Origin of the sequence: Iodobacter sp. (assembly GCF_025352645.1) — a bacterium.
GTDB lineage: Bacteria > Pseudomonadota > Gammaproteobacteria > Burkholderiales > Chitinibacteraceae > Iodobacter.
This window is the reverse complement of sequence record NZ_JANXSO010000017.1, coordinates 120,524-139,098: the sequence shown is the minus strand read 5'-3', so window position 1 is coordinate 139,098 and position 18,575 is coordinate 120,524. Positions and strand designations below refer to the sequence as shown.

At 44.6% G+C, this 18,575-nt stretch carries 13 protein-coding genes and 2 pseudogenes; 2 read left to right on the top strand and 13 right to left on the bottom strand.

The window, feature by feature from the left end:
* From Q0R17_RS02340 to Q0R17_RS02285, 13 genes and pseudogenes are all read right to left on the bottom strand, one after another.
* Window positions 1-139 (bottom strand): annotated as a pseudogene (locus Q0R17_RS02340) (integrase core domain-containing protein); the annotation flags it as partial.
* A 223-nt stretch (window positions 140-362) separates the two neighbouring features.
* Window positions 363-1,067, bottom strand: coding sequence for a M48 family metallopeptidase (locus Q0R17_RS02335; protein ID WP_293931777.1), 705 nt, complete (start codon window positions 1,065-1,067; stop codon window positions 363-365).
* A complete protein-coding gene (locus Q0R17_RS02330; RefSeq protein WP_293931776.1) occupies window positions 1,067-4,153 on the bottom strand; it encodes a type I restriction endonuclease subunit R in 3,087 nt (1,028 codons plus the stop codon). Before Q0R17_RS02330 ends, Q0R17_RS02335 begins: the two co-directional genes overlap by 1 nt.
* 47 nt (window positions 4,154-4,200) lie before the next feature.
* Entirely contained in the window at window positions 4,201-4,686 is a 486-nt protein-coding gene (locus Q0R17_RS02325) for a hypothetical protein (RefSeq protein ID WP_293931775.1), read from the bottom strand.
* An 18-nt stretch (window positions 4,687-4,704) separates the two neighbouring features.
* Window positions 4,705-4,935, bottom strand: a pseudogene (locus Q0R17_RS20025) (HNH endonuclease); the annotation flags it as partial.
* A 1-nt stretch (window position 4,936) separates the two neighbouring features.
* Complete coding sequence (locus Q0R17_RS02320; RefSeq protein WP_293931774.1) at window positions 4,937-6,226, bottom strand: AAA family ATPase; 1,290 nt, start codon at window positions 6,224-6,226, stop codon at window positions 4,937-4,939.
* 514 nt (window positions 6,227-6,740) lie between these two features.
* Window positions 6,741-7,976 (bottom strand): restriction endonuclease subunit S, encoded by a 1,236-nt coding sequence (locus Q0R17_RS02315; RefSeq protein ID WP_293931772.1) that lies wholly within the window; start codon window positions 7,974-7,976, stop codon window positions 6,741-6,743.
* A 147-nt stretch (window positions 7,977-8,123) separates the two neighbouring features.
* On the bottom strand, window positions 8,124-9,158 hold the full coding sequence (locus Q0R17_RS02310; RefSeq protein WP_293931771.1) for a YhcG family protein: 1,035 nt from the start codon (window positions 9,156-9,158) through the stop codon (window positions 8,124-8,126).
* Complete coding sequence (locus Q0R17_RS02305) at window positions 9,151-10,875, bottom strand: type I restriction-modification system subunit M (protein ID WP_293931770.1); 1,725 nt, start codon at window positions 10,873-10,875, stop codon at window positions 9,151-9,153. The genes Q0R17_RS02310 and Q0R17_RS02305 overlap by 8 nt, the downstream gene beginning before the upstream one ends.
* 408 nt (window positions 10,876-11,283) lie before the next feature.
* Complete coding sequence (locus Q0R17_RS02300) at window positions 11,284-12,714, bottom strand: UvrD-helicase domain-containing protein (protein WP_293931781.1); 1,431 nt, start codon at window positions 12,712-12,714, stop codon at window positions 11,284-11,286.
* Between the two features lie 17 nt (window positions 12,715-12,731).
* A complete protein-coding gene (locus Q0R17_RS02295) occupies window positions 12,732-13,208 on the bottom strand; it encodes a UvrD-helicase domain-containing protein (protein ID WP_293931768.1) in 477 nt (158 codons plus the stop codon).
* A gap of 8 nt (window positions 13,209-13,216) precedes the next feature.
* Entirely contained in the window at window positions 13,217-15,409 is a 2,193-nt protein-coding gene (locus Q0R17_RS02290) for an AAA family ATPase (protein WP_293931766.1), read from the bottom strand.
* 700 nt (window positions 15,410-16,109) lie between these two features.
* A complete protein-coding gene (locus Q0R17_RS02285) occupies window positions 16,110-16,391 on the bottom strand; it encodes a helix-turn-helix domain-containing protein (RefSeq protein ID WP_293931764.1) in 282 nt (93 codons plus the stop codon).
* Between the two features lie 90 nt (window positions 16,392-16,481).
* Here Q0R17_RS02285 and Q0R17_RS02280 point away from each other — a divergent pair, with 90 nt between their 5' ends.
* On the top strand, window positions 16,482-16,793 hold the full coding sequence (locus Q0R17_RS02280; RefSeq protein ID WP_293931763.1) for a helix-turn-helix domain-containing protein: 312 nt from the start codon (window positions 16,482-16,484) through the stop codon (window positions 16,791-16,793).
* Window positions 16,794-17,082: 289 nt separating this feature from the next.
* Complete coding sequence (gmtY, locus tag Q0R17_RS02275; RefSeq protein WP_293931761.1) at window positions 17,083-18,543, top strand: gamma-mobile-trio recombinase GmtY; 1,461 nt, start codon at window positions 17,083-17,085, stop codon at window positions 18,541-18,543.
* Window positions 18,544-18,575: the final 32 nt, after the last annotated feature.

The following is an 18,575-nucleotide window of genomic DNA, read 5'->3' as shown; positions in this document are numbered from 1 at the left end:
AGGCATGTAATGCCAGTTTTTGTTTCGGGGTGATGCCGCCCAATCCCATATGCGGACGTTCGTTATTGTAAGTCCAAAGCCATTGCGTTGCGGTTTCTTGTACTTCAGCGAGGCTTTCAAAATCATCGCAGGCCAACCATTGGTAATCCCTCCATTTTTAAGCTCACTTTAAAGTAGGGGGTAGGGGGCAGGTATGTAATGCCCGTTTTTGTTTTGGGGTGATTACAGTATTACTTATCAGCTGAAGCAATTGGCGTAATTTTTTTGCAAGTAAAGCTTCAAGTATTGAGAAACCTGCCAGATAGTCAAATGGCATATAGAGTGTTCTTTTTAATTTGAAATTGAATTGTTGCACCCGTTTTTCAGATCTCCAACCCAGCCCCCATGACTTTTAACCATTCCTTGCATTCCAAATAATCAGGAATCACCGTTTCAACCGACTTCCAGAATGCGGGTGAGTGATCGTGATGTTTCAAGTGGCAAAGTTCGTGGACAACGACGTAATCGACGATGCGGTGCGGAGCAAGGATGACTTTCCAGTGGAATAGAATTTCACCTTTTACACTGCAACTGCCCCAGCGGGATTTGAAGGTTTTAACGCCGACACTGCTGGGCGTCACGCCGATTATTTTGGCGTAGCGACGCACTTTTTCGGCAAAGCGTTGTTCGGCCTGATAGCGATACCAGCGTATTAGCGCGTCGCGAATCTGCTCAGAAGTGCAAGACTCAATAGGTAAGGTCAGTAGCAAGCGCCCATATTTAAGTTTTACTGGCTGCCAATTGCCCGCTTCCATTTTCAAACGGTAATTGCGGCCTAAATAAGGAAAGGCCTCACCGCTGACAAACTCTTTATTGCTGACCGGCATACTTTGGCTGTGCAAATAGAGTTTTTCTTTAACCCAACGTGTTTTCTCGTCAATTATTTTTTGAATCCGCTCGGTAGGCAGCTCACGGGGCACAATGATTTCTACTGTGCCATCGTCTACTTGCAAACGGGCTGATTTTTGGCGCTGGGTGCGGATCACGGTGACCACAAAGCCACGACCTTGCAAATACTCTGCAGGCATTACTTAAATTTCACCTTGGCTAATTCCATAAAGCGATCCATCACGACTCGGCGCAGTGCTTCATCATCAAAGCTTGCTTCAACAATTGTGCGTTTAATGTTTTTTTGCATGCGTTTAATTTCATCAGGCTTCTTAAAAAAATCAACAATGCAGGTGGCCTCATCCATCATGGCAACCAAGGCTTTTGTCACCTGAATCACTTCATCGTGCAGCGCTTCATTTAGCGACTCATTACCGGTAATTCGAGCCACTTCGGCCATCAGAATATTATGAAAGGCAAACTCCGTATCATCCAGGCCTAATCCATCAGCAGCCTGTTTGCGATCAGATTGAATCGCATCTCTAAAATCAAGCAGTAGTTGCACCAACTCGTCCCAGTGCTCAGCCTTCTTTTGTAAAATTTCGTTTAGCTTGGCACTAAGCGATTTATAGTATTCCTCGTCTTGTACCAAATTAATTTCGATATGATGCTTAATTGCATTTTCAATTTCAGATGCTTTTGATTCTTCTGATTTATGCGCTTGCAGCTTTTTCTTGTAATCCACATCTAATAAATCAATCGGCGGGATTTTTGGGTCTACCCCAGTCGCGCGGATATGCTCTTCGATCAATGCCCGCACTTTTTCACCTACACCGGCTAAATCTAATTGAGCATCACGATAACGATTACGTGCGCCCTGATTGATTTTTCCTAATGCTTTTAAATCCGCCAGAAAAGGTTTTGCACTGGCATCGGGCATGATGATATCCATCTGCTGTGCGAATTTTTTGAAATCAATTTCAAATTGCTGGCGCTTGTCTTCATCTTTTAAACGTAAAATACACGCATCCAGATGATCAATATCCAAGCCTTTAAAATGTCCCATCACACGGGTATGCATGGCTTTTAGCTTAGGAATTTCGTCTTTTAAATCTTGCAATGCGCCTGCGATATCTTCTTTAGAGAACATATCCAGCGCCTCAGTCAGATAATCACTTAAGCCAAAATAATCAACGATAAACCCGCGTTTCTTACCACTTGCCGTCCGGTTTACCCGCGCAATTGCTTGCAGTAATGAATGCTCTTTTAATTTGCGGTCTAAATACATAACTTGGCAGATTGGCGCGTCAAAGCCAGTCAGCAACATATCTTTCACCACAATAATGGATAAAGGCTGCTCAAGCAGGGGCTGTTTAAACTGATCGATCTGCAGCTTATGCGTGCTTGTATCACTATGCGCGGTAAACAGCGCCTCATCATTATGATTGCCAGAGATAATCACCGCGCATTGCGGGCCATTTAGCGCATCAATCGCTTCTTTATATAACACGGCAGCACGGCGCGACGAAGTGACAATCATCGCCTTAAAGCCATTGGGCTCGATATGCTCACGGTAATGCTTAATCAGATCAATACACACCCAGCGAATTCGCTGTGGCGCTTCTAAAACCGCTTGCTCAGTGCCAAACTTTTTCTTAATCGTGGCTTTATCTTCTGCGCTATATTCCGCAAAGTATTCATCAAATAGCTTATCCAGCGAATCGCCTGTCACCTTGGTTTTAGCTTCGCGCCCTTCATATAAAATCTGGCAGGTTGCACCATCGGCCACGGCTTCTTCAATGGTATAGGTATCGATATAGCTGCCAAATTCATGGCTGGTTTTTTGCGATGAAATCAGCGGCGTGCCGGTAAAGGCAATCTTCGGCGCATTGGGCAGCCCCGTATTAATAGCCACGCCCAGAGCGCCATATTGTGTGCGGTGCGCTTCATCCGCGAGCACGATTATTTTTGCTGAGGTATTCAGCTCGGGGAATTCAAAATCAGCTTGCCCATTTTCATCGCCTCCTTGGAATTTCTGCACCATCGCAGTCACTAAATCGGCGCTGTCTTTGGCGAGCAACTCTTTAAGCTTGGCAACCGAAGTCGCATGGTGCACCGTTTCGCCCTGAGCCCGCTCAAACTGCGCAGTCAGCTGTCTATCTAGCTGGGTGCGGTCGGTGATAAACACCAGTTTATAATCGCGCAGCAGCGGGTCCCGACGTAGCTTAACGGCCAGCATCACCATGGTCAGCGATTTACCCGAGCCTTGGGTGTGCCAGATAATGCCACCTTTGTCTTTTTTAGACTGACCATTTTTTAAACGCTCTATGGTTTTATGCACGGCGCGAAACTGCTGATAACGGGCGATTTTCTTAATCACACGGCCATCAACTGTTTCATAGAGCGTAAAGTTTTGAATCATATCCAAAAAATTAATCGGGCTAAGTACACCGGCAATTAATCTTTGCTGCGAATGGATTGCCTCATACTGCTGTGCCACTTCATACACGGCACGCGTTTCAGCCACACCCATCGCCCGCTGCAAAACAGCCATCGCGGGCCGAAGTGAATCTAAATCACCTCCGGCCACAACTTGTGCATCCGTAAATGGATAGGCGTCTTTCCATTCCAAATAATGCTCAACTTTGGCGCTAATCGTAGCCACAGCGGCTTTATCGCGATGAGTAGCAATCATCAGCTGGTTATACCAAAACAGCCGTTCCGCACCCTCAACATCAATTGGATTACGCAGATTCGCATAGCGGCGCAGCTGATCAATAGCGCATTCTAAAGGATTGGTTATATACGGAGATTTGGCCTCAATCACAGCCAATGGCAGGCCATTCACAAACAACACAATATCGGGAATGATGTTCTGATTAATGCCTTCAACCTTGAACTGATTAACGCATAAGAATTCATTTTGGCTTAAATCATCAAAATCAATAATTTTGACCGTTTGCCCTTTATTACCCTTACCCAAATCCTGAATCACCGATTGATAATGCACTAGCGTTTGCCACAGCTGCTGATTCGCCTCCATTAGGGTAGCCGTCTGCGGATGCGTTATTTCCCGCATCACCTTGCGCCGGTTTTCATCACTAATCCAAGGATTAATGCGCAAAATCGCCGCACTTAAGCGTTTTTCTAACACCACCTCCCGCCAAAATTCGCGCTCACCATCAAGGACAGGCGCAAAGAGCGATCCGTGCACATGCGTCCAGCCTAGTGCTTTTAATTGCTCGATAGCGGGCAGTTCAACTTTGTCGTATTCGTCCTGATTCAATGAGTGTCATTCCTTACATTATTGATCTGCAGTTTCGATATGCTTAATTAGACTTTCCCGCCAAAAGGCAGCGCATCAGGATTAGCTGCGGGTGTCAGCACCTGCCCCGTAGTAGTATTAAAACACCCGCTCAATTCCGTCGCTTTGAATGCTTGGATAAAACGTATTTTCATTGTGGGATACAAATCAAAAACACTCATCCATATACTAAAAAACCCCGTCGCCAGCGCTAAATTTACAATTATTTCTTCCAAAATATTATTGGCTTGTTTCATAAATTCTTGCAAAGCATGATCTGCTGTTGCCATGGCCTCCATTCTTTGAGATTCACGATCAATTGCAACTTGTTGACCATTTTGATCTAATGTTTCACTCCACTCTTTATCTAGCCCCAATAAGCCAAGTGTATTTTGCGCCCACACGGCTTGTGCCGCCATGAATGAATCTGATATTTTAATTTTTCCATCCGCCTCATAGACAAAGGCAAGAAAAGTATTATCCCTATCCGGCAACAAAATATCCTGAAGCAGCACCTGCTTACTGCCCTTGTGTGAATTACAATTCACGCAAGCCAATAAAAAATTACTCCACCTACCTTGCAAATCAGGCTGGGCAAATGGCCCATTTTTAGGCTCAATATGCTCTACAGCAAGGTTGGTTTTAATAGGCCTTTCACAATAACTACAATACCCCCCAAGGCGGCTAATCAATTCAGGTTTAGCATCTTCATAATGTGCAAAATCAGTGGCAATTGGCGAAACATCCCGTCTGACTGGCCGCATATCAAGAACCTATCTTCACAATACGCTGCATTTCTAAAAATGCCTGATAAGCAGGATTATCAGCATAAGGAGCAATACGCTCTGCCAGTCGCTGTTTAAACTCAATTAATTTTTCTTGCGGTGTTATATCTGAAGCATCTAATGCTTTTAAATACTCCAGTGCTACGCCTTTCATTTCATCATAACGCTGACTAACATCGGCACTATTTACCCCCATAATGCCTACGGCAATATCTTCCAGAGGTTTATTGGCTAATTCAGCAGTGGGTGTGCCGTCTAACATAATCAGCTCTTCACCTGAGCGAAGTGATTGAATTAAAAAGGGTGAATGCGTCGTGCAAATAAATTGGATTTTAGGAAAGACCCTGCGCAAATCTTCCGTTAAACGACGTTGCCAGCGCGGATGAAGGTGTAAATCTAACTCATCGACTAAAACCACGCCCTCTACGCCTTGCAATACGCCTTCACCCATATGCGGATTAAGCAATGCTGCTTTTTGTGCCATATCGGCCACTAAAGCAATAACACATCGCAAACCATCACTCAGCAGACTAAAAGGCTGAGGGTCGCCATTATTTAGCGTCAGCAACAATTCTTTACGCTTTGGGTCATAGCGGATATTTTCCGCATTTTCGATGCAGGCAATAATGGCATTACGAACCACTTTCAACATGGTTGTCTCTTTACCCAATTGAAAAGACTGCCACTCCTGTCGAGCAAACCAAGCAACCAGCTCACGAATTGCAATACGCGGATCAACACAATGCTTATAACCATCTAGGCGAGATGGCTGCCCTTTACTTGAATGTGCTGGCTCGACTTTAGATTGGCGAGGATCTTGCCATAGTCGCATGGTTCCATAATAGCTAATCAAAGGTAGGGCTATATCTTGCGCCAATGTTTGATCGCATTGCTTTGCAAGCGCAATGAGCTCACTAGCCTGACCATAACGAGTATTGCCTGTCGGTGAATCTTTCGATCGCTCCCAACTCACGCCCACTCCCGCCGCCACGCCAGCCACCGTCACGGTAACTGGCCATGACTCCACAAATTGCGGTTCACCCTCTTTTTCTACATAAATCAAGCGAGCATCGGATGCTTCTAAAGATTTTTTATCATTTCGGCGCTTAAACCCTAGCAGCCATGTCGCAATAGCAACAGAAATCGCATCAAGTAGCGCCGTTTTTCCCGTTCCATTCGTCCCAACAATTAAATTAAACTCGGGATGAAGGATAAAAGTTTGCTCTTCAAAACAGCGAAAATTATGTAACTTAATGGTATTTAATTTCATATCTCATCTCCGCTCTTGCTCATAAGCACTTCAATAATAAATCACGCATTTTCTATTTGGGCACGCCTGTCTAGCTTGAGTCACCCCACACTACGGCAATGATTATTCACCACCACTCGCTACCAATCCTATCAACTTAAGCAAAGCCAGAGTGGCACATGATGCTTTTGTAGGTTGGGTTAGCAGGTTTGTTCGCCTGTTAGAGCGTACAAACCTGCTAACCCAACCTACGAATTCCCATTAAGTTGATAGGAATCGGTGTTTTTCACCATTGTTGTCAGTTCGACAATCTCATGAATTAGAGTATTTACAAGGCTCACAGGTGCATCAAGGAGCTTCCTTCGCAAGCTCATGACTCCTCCTTGACACCCCTGCAACCCTTGTAATTCTTGGCTTTCATGAGGTCGTCGGCTGTTTTAGATTATCTCTGCTTAGCATGCTGTTCATGATATCGGACTATTAGAAATTTCAGGAGTACATGACAACATCCTTGACGTATAGGGGAATGCACTCACTATGCGGTTTTAACGCGGACTTTGCCGGAGAGCAGGTCTTGCATTAGGGCTTTTTTTACGTCCAAAATTTTATTCAGTTTTTCCCTTGATTGATTCAACTTAAAATCAATAGAACCCAATCCGTCAACTATATTTTTTATTTCACTTTTACAAGATGGGATAGGAATCAAAAAATCACGAACTTTCTTGATACCTAATGCCGGTTGGCTTGTTGTGTTGGTGTGCAATAAAACTTGCTCATTAATAATTCCACTTGTAAAAACATGGAATAAATAACGCATTGTAAGCACATCTTTCGCTGTCAAAAGAATCACATTAGCGGACAAGCAATAAAACCTTTCTCTCGGAAGAATACTAGGATTTCCTATCGTACCTATTTTTCCAAAAATAAATGCGCCCTCATGAATCTCAAAACTGTTCAACTGCCGTTCAAATGCTTCTTTCGAAACCTTTCTTGCATTATTAAAATCTATTAGCCCATCTTTATCAATATTACCCAAGCCAACGTATGGAACACCATTTGATACTTCAGGTGGAGTGCGATGATCAGGTTGTGGATCAATGACTTCAACAATATCACCAACGGCATGTATGTCCCACGCCTTCGGAATTCGGCCTACGGGGCTGTCTTTGAATTCGGTGTGGGCTATGCCTTTGCTTAGTAGCTCTTGCATCAGGCCGGTTTTCAGGGCTTTGAGTTTATTAATTTGCGCTTGGGTGGATTCAATTACCACGTCAACAGCGGTGAGAATGGCGGCGATTTTTTGTTGTTCGGGAAGAGGGGGCAACTTGATAGGAATAAGCCGTAAGTCATCCAATCGAATGCCTTTTACGGTTGAGCCTGTACCCATTCCTTGAATATATTCGGATTTAGAAAGATACCAGTGAAGTAGATATTCAACGCCGATTTCTTTTTTGGGGAAAATAGCTTTTAAGTCTTGATTGATTGTCACATCTTTATCAAAAATAACAGCCTTACCTAAAGCCATTCGAGTAGCAATAATTAGGGTGTTTTTTGGGATCAATCGGCTTGAACTTTCTTTCAGACCAAGCTCTGAAATGCTTTCCTCGGCAAAGGAAAGCCTGACTTTTTTTAAATCTTTGACGGTTACCCAAGGTATATTGCCCGACCAGAATTCTGGAACAGTACGCGTTGGCGTTCCGCCACCTTCAATTTTCTCAGCCAAATCACCTAATTCGTGAATGCGCCAACCATTGGGAACAAGTTTACTCATACCCCAGCCCCGCCAAATTGTAGGATGGGCACGCCTTTGTGCCCACGCGTGGCATAACAACACCATGCCGACGCACGATACTCGCTATGTACGCAAGTGCCGATATCAAGGCGAGTCGGGCACAACATGCGAACGCACCCTACGTGTTTATTCTTCATCATTCGCCCCAAGCTGTTGTTGCACCCATGCGCGTTCGCGTTCTAACTCGTGTTTAAGTTCGGCTTCGCTAGGTAAATAGGGCAGGTATTTGGCGGCGAACATCTGCTCGCTATCGGTGAGGATCGAGTATTTCACGACGGCTTCGCTTTTTTGGCTGCATAAGATCAGGCCGATAGTGGCGTTGTCGTCATCGCTTTTTTTATGCTGATCGTAAATGCGGATATAGGTGTCCATCTGCCCGACGTCCTGATGGCTGAGTTTGCCGAGCTTTAAATCAATGAGCAGAAAGCATTTAAGTTTAAAATTGTAAAACACCAAATCGATATAAAAATCTTGATCTTCGGTGCGGATGCGCTGCTGGCGTTCGACAAATGCAAAGCCCTTGCCGAGTTCTAATAAAAATTGCTGTAGGTTATTGATAATGCCCTGTTCTAAATCGGCTTCTTGATAGCGGGCTGAATCCAGATTGAGAAAATCCAGAATATAGGGGTCACGCAAATAATCTTGTGGCTGCTGCGCTAAAAGCTGGGTGTTGGTTTTGGCTTCGGCCTCGACCGAGGCTTTATCTTGGCTAGCCAGTAATCGCTCGTAATACAGCACGCTGATTTGGCGTTCCAGTGCACGAACACTCCAGCCTTGTTGCACGGCTTCCTGCTGATACCACTCTCTGGCACTCGGGTTTTCAATCCGCGCCAAGTGGTTGTAATGCGACCAGCTTAATTCGAGAGACACTGTCTCCCGAATTGGAAAAGCCTCATAAAAACGCCGCATATTGCGTAAATTAGTGACATCAAAGCCTTTACCAAACTCGGCGCTCAAACGGGCAGAGAGTTGCTCAAGCTGTTGTTTGCCGTAGGCGGCGCGGCTTTCGCCCTGCTGTTCATGCTCAATAATCAAATTGCCGATCTGCCAATAGATCTGCACCATGGCGGTGTTGACGCTGCGCTGAATCTGCTGGCGCGCCTGCTGAATAAGCTGGCTAACTTGTTGAAACAGCGCATCCTGCTGCGGCAGTTTATTCATAGCCCAGCTCCGCCAAGTAGTCCTTCATCACGCCTTCTGCCTCTGCTACTTGTGCATCCAATTGATGCAGCGACACGCGATATTTATCCCACCAGCGCTCAAACTGGGCGATCAGCGCTTGATGGTCGGCAGGTAATAATGTGCGAATCATTTCTTTGCTGGTGATTTCCGGTTTGAAATCGTAATAATCTGCATCGCGCTGCGTGAAAACAGCCGTGACATCAAAGCCTTGCAGGATTTCTTCCTGAATATAATCGTCATTCACTTCGCGCACGGGCACACCACCATGCAGCAAGGCACGCACATCAAAAATTTCGGGAGGGGGCGAGGTATCGGCGTAGCGGCGGATATTAAGGTTGTAATCGTTGTCGCTGATTTCAGCCAGCGTAACCACCTTAGCGTAGCGCTTGATATCGCTGTATTGCTCAAAGGTGGTGACGATTTTTGCTATATCGCTACTGCGTAGGCTGTTTTGATTTTTACCTTCGGCATAATCCAGCTCGCCATTGATAAACAGCACTTTGCCTTTACGCTCAGCTGGCTTGGCTTTGTTGATGATCAACAGACTGGCTGGGATGCCGGTGCCGTAAAACAAGCCCGCAGGTAGCCCAATCACGGCTTCTAGCAAATCGTCGTTCAAAATGCCTTGGCGAATGGCTTTTTCGCTGGAGCCACGGAATAACACGCCGTGCGGCATTACCACGCCCATCATGCCATCGTTATTCAGCGAGGCAATCATGTGCTGCACAAAGGCTAAATCGCCCGAATCTTTCGGTGGCGTGCCGTAGGGGAAGCGGCCAAAGCCATCGTTATCGGCCTCGGTTTTGCCCCAAGCGGCCAAGCTAAAGGGGGGATTGGCGATCACGCGATCAAACGTCATTAACTCGCCGTTTTGAATATGCTTAGGATCGCCCAAGGTATCGCCCTTGCGGATATCTGCATTGAATACGCCATGCAAAAACATATTCATTTTGCAAATGGCCCAAGTATTCAGATTCATTTCTTGGCCATATAGCGACAGATTGGCGGCATTTTCGCCATGCTGCACTAGATAATTACGCGTTTGCACCAGCATCCCGCCCGAGCCAACGGTAGGGTCATAAATCCGCATTCCGGCATGGGGCTTGAGTAAAGCCACTAGTAATTGCACGACTTCGCTAGGCGTATAGAATTCACCGCCTTTTTTACCGGCAGAATCAGCAAACATCTTAATCAGATATTCGTAAGCCGTGCCTAGCAAATCGCTCGATTCAAAATCTTCATTACGCAGGCGATGCTGGCCAAAGTGGCTGAGTAAATCGCCCAGCTTTTTATCAGATAATTTATTTTTGATATTAAAGTCAATCGAAACCAATACGCCTTCTAGGCTGCTGTTGTGCTCTTCGATTGCTTCGGTGGCTTTATTTAGCTCGGCACCAATATCGTGCTTTAAATCTTTCAGCGTATTCCAGCGGGCGCGTTCGGGCACAAAGAAAGTCTGATCGTACTCATCTTCATCCTGCGCTAGCACCTCTGCCTGCGCTTGCGTCTTACCAATACTCAGATAATGAGCCAGCACTTTTTCCTGCTCTTCATCAAAGCTATCAGACAAGCGTTTCAAGAACATCATGCCGAAAATGTAATCTTTATATTCCGACGCATCCATATTGCCGCGCAAAATATCAGCGGCAGTCCAGAGATAGGACTCGAGCTGTTGGAGGGTGAGTTTTTGAGTCATGCGAATTCTTTTTAAGCTAGGGGGCAATACGGTGCGCCACGTTAAAGCATTAACGAAACGCAAAATGAGGCGGCATAAAGAGCAACCGTTTAAGGGCGACATCTTACCCTAAAAGCGAAAGCTTATTGAGAGGTGCAAAATCTTACTCAACTTCTCCACCCAAACCCATCGAACGTCACCTCTCCGCTTACCAGTTTAGCGACCATCAAACGAGGGTTGATGCTCGGTTGAAACGACTGAGTTAGACTGAGCGACAGGCCGCTAGACGCTGAGGCGCAACAATTTTAGGCCAAATGAGCGTCTGCAATGACCTTGATTGCAGACGCTCAAATTGTGTCGCGAGCGCTAGCTCCTCGGCCAAAGCGGCCAGTCAAAACCTATTTATTGATGGCCAAAATCACTATGGAACTACACCTCGATAATCTCAATTTCTCGCGCAAATTTTTTGGCAATAAGATTTTTCTTTAACATAGCCACATCAGATGTATAAATCACATGAGCGAGACTATTCTTGGCCCGCGTGGAAGTAACATAGAACAATCGCCGAGTAAGATCTAAACCAGTTTCTTCGCCCTCATCCCGTTTTTTCTGACTGTCGCGAGAAAGTTCTTTCACGTCAAAGTACTGCTCGTAAGAAAATAAAAAACCGCCAGCTTCATCATCATCCATGACCACCATTACACGCTCGAATTCGTTTCCTTTTACACCTTGATGAGTTCGAAATATTGAGTTCCCATCGATGTAATCCTTGTAGTTCCTAATTTGAAAGAAATCAGTCTCCAATGCTTCTGCCCAAGCAGCAATCTCGCTGTCATCCTGCTCTTCAGGTTCTGCTTCGACCTCCACTCTAGCACCCGCTTGATCAGGCTCTAATTCTGCCTCGCTTTCTTCAGAAGTTGCTACAAACGACTGTAATTTTGCTGGAATTCGCAGTAAATTATGTTTTGCGATCACTTGGAGAACTAAGCGAAAACAGACCTTTTCATTTGAAACTACATCTCTAAACGCATGTTCTGCAGCTCGGGCAAGCCCGAGCGGATCGTCCTTGTTAGCGTCAAGCACAGTAGCTTCCAAAAGCGGAGATTTACTCGCTCGTAAGATTGACATCAACTCGGCTCGGTTTTCCTTTGAGCTTGCCTCCGCCATAGGAAAAACAGTGTGAGAGAAAAAGTTCAGCTCTGTATTTTCACCTTCCGAAATCCGACCTTTAATTTTGTCTGATTTTGAAAGCTTGTCCCAAAGATCATAAAAGCAAAGCCGACGTCCAGCCATCTTATGTTCCAAAAGCAAGATAGCGGTTTCTTTGGATTGAGTATCTGTCCAACCAGTATCGCCCGTAACTTCCGCCATAAACGCTCGAATTTTCAATTCGACATCGTCTTTGCCTGGTAAACCGTGCGGTAGTAGGAAATATCGAACGAAACCTTCATCAGCGCCATCTCGGGCATACTGTTTACGCCCATCATCTTCACTACGAACTTGATTACCCAAACCAACGATGCGTCGCGCTGAGCGATGATTCATTTCCTTATTGAAAGTAGCCCAACCGCTTGGCTTAGTCTTGCCCAACTCAGACTCCCCTCCACCGAAGATGCGCTGCATCGTATCTCCAAACAAGCCGATGACAACTTTATCCGATTTTGCATCTTGCAACTCAAAGAAAGAGTTGACTACATCTTTGTTGGTATCCTGACTTTCGTCGATAAATATGAATGGGAACTTGTTTATGATGACTTCTGCCATCATCGGCTTGGTGGTCAAAAAGTTGGAGAAAATTTTCAAGACATCTGCATGCGATAACGCATTGGGGGATGAGTTGACGCCATTTGGATCATAAATGAACGAGCGTGGTTCAGCTAACCATTCAATTTTTTCTCTAGCCGGATAATAGCCCTTTTTCGCGCATCAGCAGCCTTTCCTGCGCGGCCTTTCTGCTGTTTCTCCTCAAGATCTTTTAAATCGTAAGGGATTTTTTCCAAAAACCACTTCCGAATATCCTCATTGAAGCCTGCAATAGCAGCCCAACAAAAACTATGAATCGTAGAAACTGAAAAAATTGGATTTTGTTCAATACGATCCACGATTTCGTCGGCGGCGTTGTTCGTAAACGTCACAACTGCAATTTGCCTACCCTGACGAGAAAAGTCATCCGAATATTTAGATTTCAAAAATTCGAGAGCTTTTTTCAAAGAATAGGTTTTGCCTGAACCGGCTCCCGCAAATGTGATAAAGCTTTTACCGGAACCGATGAGAAGACATTCTTCGATACCTTTATCAACTGTATCGTCATGATCGATAGGTTTGGTGTCCGCCAAGTAAAATTTCTCTGACATAATTGCCCCTAACCTTTGGGCGAAAGTTGAGTTTGCAGCCACTTAAGGCCTTCACTCATGTATTCGGGGGGATTGAAACTCTTCTCCTCATTTTCTGCGAGATGGAAGAGGCAATCAAAAGCAAAGTCCCCCTTTTTGAGACCTTTCACATAGTTAAAAAGTGACTCTGACAACAACTTACTATTATCTTCATGACCAGCTTTTGCTGTTTTCAGTGTGCTTTTTTTCTGGAAAAATTCATTCTCGAAATTTGCCAAGATCAATGCATCTTCAAAAGTTCTGGATAAAACTTTTCTCTCAGAAATCAGCGTTGACTTTTGGTACGCAACGTAAAGCGACGCACCTTGACTTATTGTCGCATGCTCCTCTTTGGATAAGGCCACCAATTCATCCAGCAGTTCTTTCTTTGGATGCCATAATCTCAAGGTATCATTGCAGGTCTTTTGATCTAAATTCTCTTGCGGGAAACACGATTCCCCATTGCTATCAACTGAATCGAGATCAGTCAGCACTAAAGTAGTAACCCCTAGCTTTTCGACTAACGCTCTGTATTTGTGAGTGTGTGCTCCGCTCACTTCAAGCATAGAGATGTACCTGTTCGATAAGCCTTGAAAGTGTTTGGAAATGAACTCAGGTACCAAAAGACGCTCGGCTTGCCCCTCAACGAATATAACGCCGTCAGCAAAAAAAATGTCACAATGAGTCAATTTCAAATGTTTTTTTACAAACAAAAGTTCATCTTTCGCCTTCGTAAAAAGCTCTGACATGTTTGCAATTGAGGTATGGTCCATTGTGATCGATGTATTTGCATCATTTCGCCGGAAGTAGCGTAAATCTTTGAAGTCAATATCATCAATAATATGACTGGAGTGCGTGCTAATAACCAGCTGTGTTTGATATTCAGACTTATCTTTCGTGGTTTCCTCATCTCGTAAATCGACATGCTTTCGCAAAGTGTCGTAAGCTTTTGATACGAATACCCGTTGGACTTGCGCGTGTAAATTGACTTCCGGTTCTTCGAGTAAAACTAAGTGAATCGGTTCAATCTGTTCTTCGACGTTGCCTCCTGAAGAGGCCGATTTGCCAACACGCATCCATTTGTCGCGAAACTCTAGAAGCCTGAAAGTTAAATATATAAGATTTTGATACCCAAGCCCTAAGTAACTTTCGGGTAGAAATTCTTCATCTTCTTTATTAAATCGATAGCGAACTGATGATGATTTTTGCAAAGCATCCATACCACTAATTTTTGCAGCAATTTCAACAGTAGGGTTACCACCAATACCTGGATAGCCCATAGCTTTTAACTCATTGAAAGGGCTATCAAACTGTGCATTCAATCTGTCAGTAAAACCTTTCTCTAGCGCTTGCTGTTGCGCCAATACGCCGAGATCTTGCTCCTCAGGAAAATCTTCTGGATTTAAAATACGGTCGTAATATTCACGGAGTAATTTATTAAGCCGCTGCTTCTCTGAATAGGGGCCTTTTTGCTCAGCATTATCTTCAGCACCTAAACCACGTTGCTCGGATATCACATCGACTCGAATTAACTTTTTCAGAGCTTCAGATTTAAATGGCTGTAAAACTTCGTTAACTGAGGACTTACCTTCTTCGCCAAACTCGACAACTGAAGGCACTGCACTTTTACTCAATATATAGTGCTTTGGTTTAATAAACTTACTAAGGTTTTGGCCTTTCTCCAAAAAATCACATAAATCTCTAGGCCAAAGACTTACGCCATTGTGCTTGAGTACAACTTTCCTTGTATCAACAAACTCTCGAACAAGTTTGGAAATATCGATTGCTTCATAAGCTATTCGGACACATATAGCCCCTCCACGCCATTCCAGATCTGGCAAAATGTCGCGAACCTTATAAGCCTCATTAGCCATCGCATTAATCTCAATGTCTAAACTAGGTAATAAACTCGCTAAATTGACAGATAACGCCTCCATGTCCTCGCTAGAAGGAAATTTCTGCTCGATACTTACACCTAGTTGATTGATGGTTTTCCAATTCAGCTTTGATATATCTCGTACTTTTAGATTGTCAGGACTTTTTAGGAATGTGTGTAGCGCACCGATACAGGACGTTTTTCCACTATTGTTAGCGCCGACTAGAACCGTTGTTTTATCATCAAGGACCAAGGTTACATCGGCTAGCCGCCGGTAATTTTTCAAAGCAAAAGAGGTGATTTTCATGTATCAAACCTAAAAAATAAGGGATAGAAAAGGGAGTTACATTTAAGACTATTTTGTTTGTCGTTTATCGGTCATACCGCTCCACAAGCGAGTGCGATTAAAATAATTAATCGGCAAATTTTCATCGCAATGAATTTTTCGTAATAATCATGAAAGATTTTAACTGACCAGCGGTAAAATACACCAGCAAATCGGAATATGGATGAGCAATTGGCAACAAAAGGCTTGGCAATGCTGAGTGGTCGAGCTATTTTTGAGCTGGAATGCTGGTGTGAAACCTAGCAGGATCGTTGCCAGTTTGGTCGACGGTTTTTGTCCGCTAAGGCCGAGGTGTTGCCGCTCAGAGTTACGCTCTAAGCGGCCGCTTCACTTTCGTTACCTGCCACTCATGACAAAGCCAGCTGAGTGTCGGCAGTGGGTCGGGGGCTGCCACTCAAGCCCTGTGGATAAATGCAAAAGCGCTGGTGGCGACATACGATAAGAACGGGTGGATAAATTGATAAGAATCTGCAAGAGGAGGCTATGTAAAAATAGGCGATTTTCTACATACGATGGGGGCAGTAGCTCTCGCTAGGACAGGCTTTAGAGCCGCATTCGAGCTTGAGCAACATTTGTACGAACTCGAATGCTTTTATTTTCACTCTATTGAACACAGAGTATCCAGCCACCTCTCAAAAAACGCTTGCATGCTTTGATTGGATCAGCTGTACATGAAGTACAGCTTTGCCGCTTGGCGTAGTACGGCATTTTCTTGCTCAAGCTGCTGCATTCTTCGCTCTAAGTTAGGAGCAATCACCCGTGCCGCAATCTGATTACTAGGGAGGCCTTCTCGGGACAGAAAGTATTCAAGGCCAATCTTTACCCATGCGTAAATAGTCGAGGGATGAATATTAAACTTACGTGATGCCTTGGAAATATTGTTGCCCTTGCTGATGTATTGCAGCACCTCAATCTTGAAGTGATTTTGATATATATTCTTCATGACGACTTGATTACTAAGAAATCCTTAGTATACCTTGGAGGAGGTTACTAAGAAAATCTTAGACATGATTCTCTCGCCAATGGCAATTGCATGTCTTCGATTTGTCCCATCCCAATCCGCCTCAAAGAAGCACGGATCAGCAAAGCACTCAGCCAACAAAAACTGGGGGAATTGCTCGGGCTAGAGGCAGGCAATGCGAGTGCAAGGATGAATCAATACGAACGAGGAAAACACACGCCAGACTTCGATACGCTTAAGCGGATTGCTGAGGTATTAGATGTGCCTGTGGCATATTTCTACTGCGAAGATGAGCTGGAGGCGAAGATTGTTGAGGCGATGCATAAGCTGCAACCAGAGCAGAAACAATCGTTGCTAGGATTTATAGAAGAGCTGAAATTATAGGTACGTGGTACTAGAGTATGAGAATGGAGTTCTTAACAGAATCCAAGTATCCAGCGGGGTTTAACGCACATAAATGACGACTTCACCTTACTTACAGAAAACATGATTTGTGCGAGAAATTCCTTTGAAATGGCTCGCATTAATTTTGTTTTGCAAGATCGGAAAAGCTAAAGTGTATTTTAAATTCATGACGTATGAAGTGTAAGACGATGTATTTAATAGCAATGCTGTGTCACAGAGGACGAAATCTTCGAGTTTTATTTATGAGTACTTTACTTGGCACTTAAAAATGAACCTTCGCAAGGAAATAGCTCAATACCATACTGTCGCATATACGTTGATTAAGAAGCCTGGGTTGGTTGATCGGCGATATTATGTTGTTTACATGTTAGAAGGTGATGAATGTCAGCCGAAGGCATTGATGCCTTTGATTGAATATTTTCTTGAGTATGGCCGAAGTCGCTCGCCAGCATGGCAGCGTGAGGTAGCGCGAGCAGTTGGTTTGTTTATTGATTATATGCAAGGTAATCAGGAGTATTTCCAAGCGAAAACGGATCGCCCACAGGTATTGGCCTGCTTTGCGGAGGCCTTGGTGGGAGGCACTATTAATCTTGAAGGCCACGATTCATCAGGACTATTTTGGGAGCCTCGATCACTCCAGCGGGCTAGAATACTTCTAAACGCGCTCACTAATTTCAGTGATTGGTTGGTAAATTACTACGACACGACTTCAATTAATCCGTGGCGCAATGCCAGTGTGTCGGAGCAAATGGCCTACTGGCGTCGCTTTGATAAGCGCCGATCCCATGCCTTGCTTGCTCATACCTATGATCGTGAAGAGGCAATAGCTTGGTCAAAACAGGCCCGTATTGTAGCAATAAGGCGCAAAGAGTTGGTCTCCATGCCTGTCCAACCTAAAAGTTTCCCCGACGCCCAATTTCCAAGGTTGATTACTCAAGGATTTATTATCCATGGTAAAGCAAGATCGCCCGTGCTTCACGAGAGACTTAATATTCGAGATGCATTGATTACTCTCTTGTTGCATGGCGGGGGGTTGCGAGAGTCAGAGCCATTTCATCTTTATGTATCGGATGTCGCTGTGGATCCGTTAAATCGACAATGTGCATTGGTTCGCGTTTACCACCCAGAGCAGGGTAAGGCTCCTGCTGATTTTATTGATCCAGTCACTGGGCGTTATATTGATGCAAATCGTGAAACGTACCTGCGTATGAAATGGCAGCTAGAGCCTCGTAATTTAGTCGCTGGCCGATTTCACTCTGGATGGAAAGAATTAATGTTGACGGATAGTCAAACTAACTTTGCTCAAGTGCATTGGTTTCCATCTGTTTGGGGGGAGTTATTTCTGACGTTATTTAAAATTTACATTACAAAATTACGTAGTAGACACTGCAAGCATCCATTTTTGTTTGTTAGCCATAAGGACTGTGTTGATGGCGACCCCTATACCGTTGATGCGTATCGACAGGCTCATGCAAGGGCAGTGGGAAAAATTGGATTGGAAGTGTGCAAGCAGAATGGAACGACCCCACATGGTCATCGGCACTGCTATGGTCAGCTTCTAGTGGCGTCGGGAGTATCAAAAGACATTGTGCAGCGCGCATTGCATCATAGGTCTATCGAATCACAAGCCCCATACACAGCACCGTCGATTGGTACTATTGCATCGACACTTAAGCAGGCCGAGGAACGGCTTTTAATTCATTCAGTCATTCCGCCATTATTTAGGTGAATTCTAAATATGGAGCCAACTAAGTATTGCCA

Coding starts and splice junctions, on each gene's coding strand:
- Q0R17_RS02320 (WP_293931774.1), bottom strand. CDS start 6,226: ATGAAATTAAATACCATTAAGTTACATAATTTTCGCTGTTTTGAAGAG.
- Q0R17_RS02310 (WP_293931771.1), bottom strand. CDS start 9,158: ATGAATAAACTGCCGCAGCAGGATGCGCTGTTTCAACAAGTTAGCCAG.
- Q0R17_RS02305 (WP_293931770.1), bottom strand. CDS start 10,875: ATGACTCAAAAACTCACCCTCCAACAGCTCGAGTCCTATCTCTGGACT.
- Q0R17_RS02280 (WP_293931763.1), top strand. CDS start 16,482: ATGTCTTCGATTTGTCCCATCCCAATCCGCCTCAAAGAAGCACGGATC.
- Q0R17_RS02285 (WP_293931764.1), bottom strand. CDS start 16,391: ATGAAGAATATATATCAAAATCACTTCAAGATTGAGGTGCTGCAATAC.
- Q0R17_RS02335 (WP_293931777.1), bottom strand. CDS start 1,067: ATGCCTGCAGAGTATTTGCAAGGTCGTGGCTTTGTGGTCACCGTGATC.
- Q0R17_RS02290 (WP_293931766.1), bottom strand. CDS start 15,409: ATGAAAATCACCTCTTTTGCTTTGAAAAATTACCGGCGGCTAGCCGAT.
- Q0R17_RS02315 (WP_293931772.1), bottom strand. CDS start 7,976: ATGAGTAAACTTGTTCCCAATGGTTGGCGCATTCACGAATTAGGTGAT.
- gmtY (WP_293931761.1), top strand. CDS start 17,083: ATGAACCTTCGCAAGGAAATAGCTCAATACCATACTGTCGCATATACG.
- Q0R17_RS02295 (WP_293931768.1), bottom strand. CDS start 13,208: ATGTCAGAGAAATTTTACTTGGCGGACACCAAACCTATCGATCATGAC.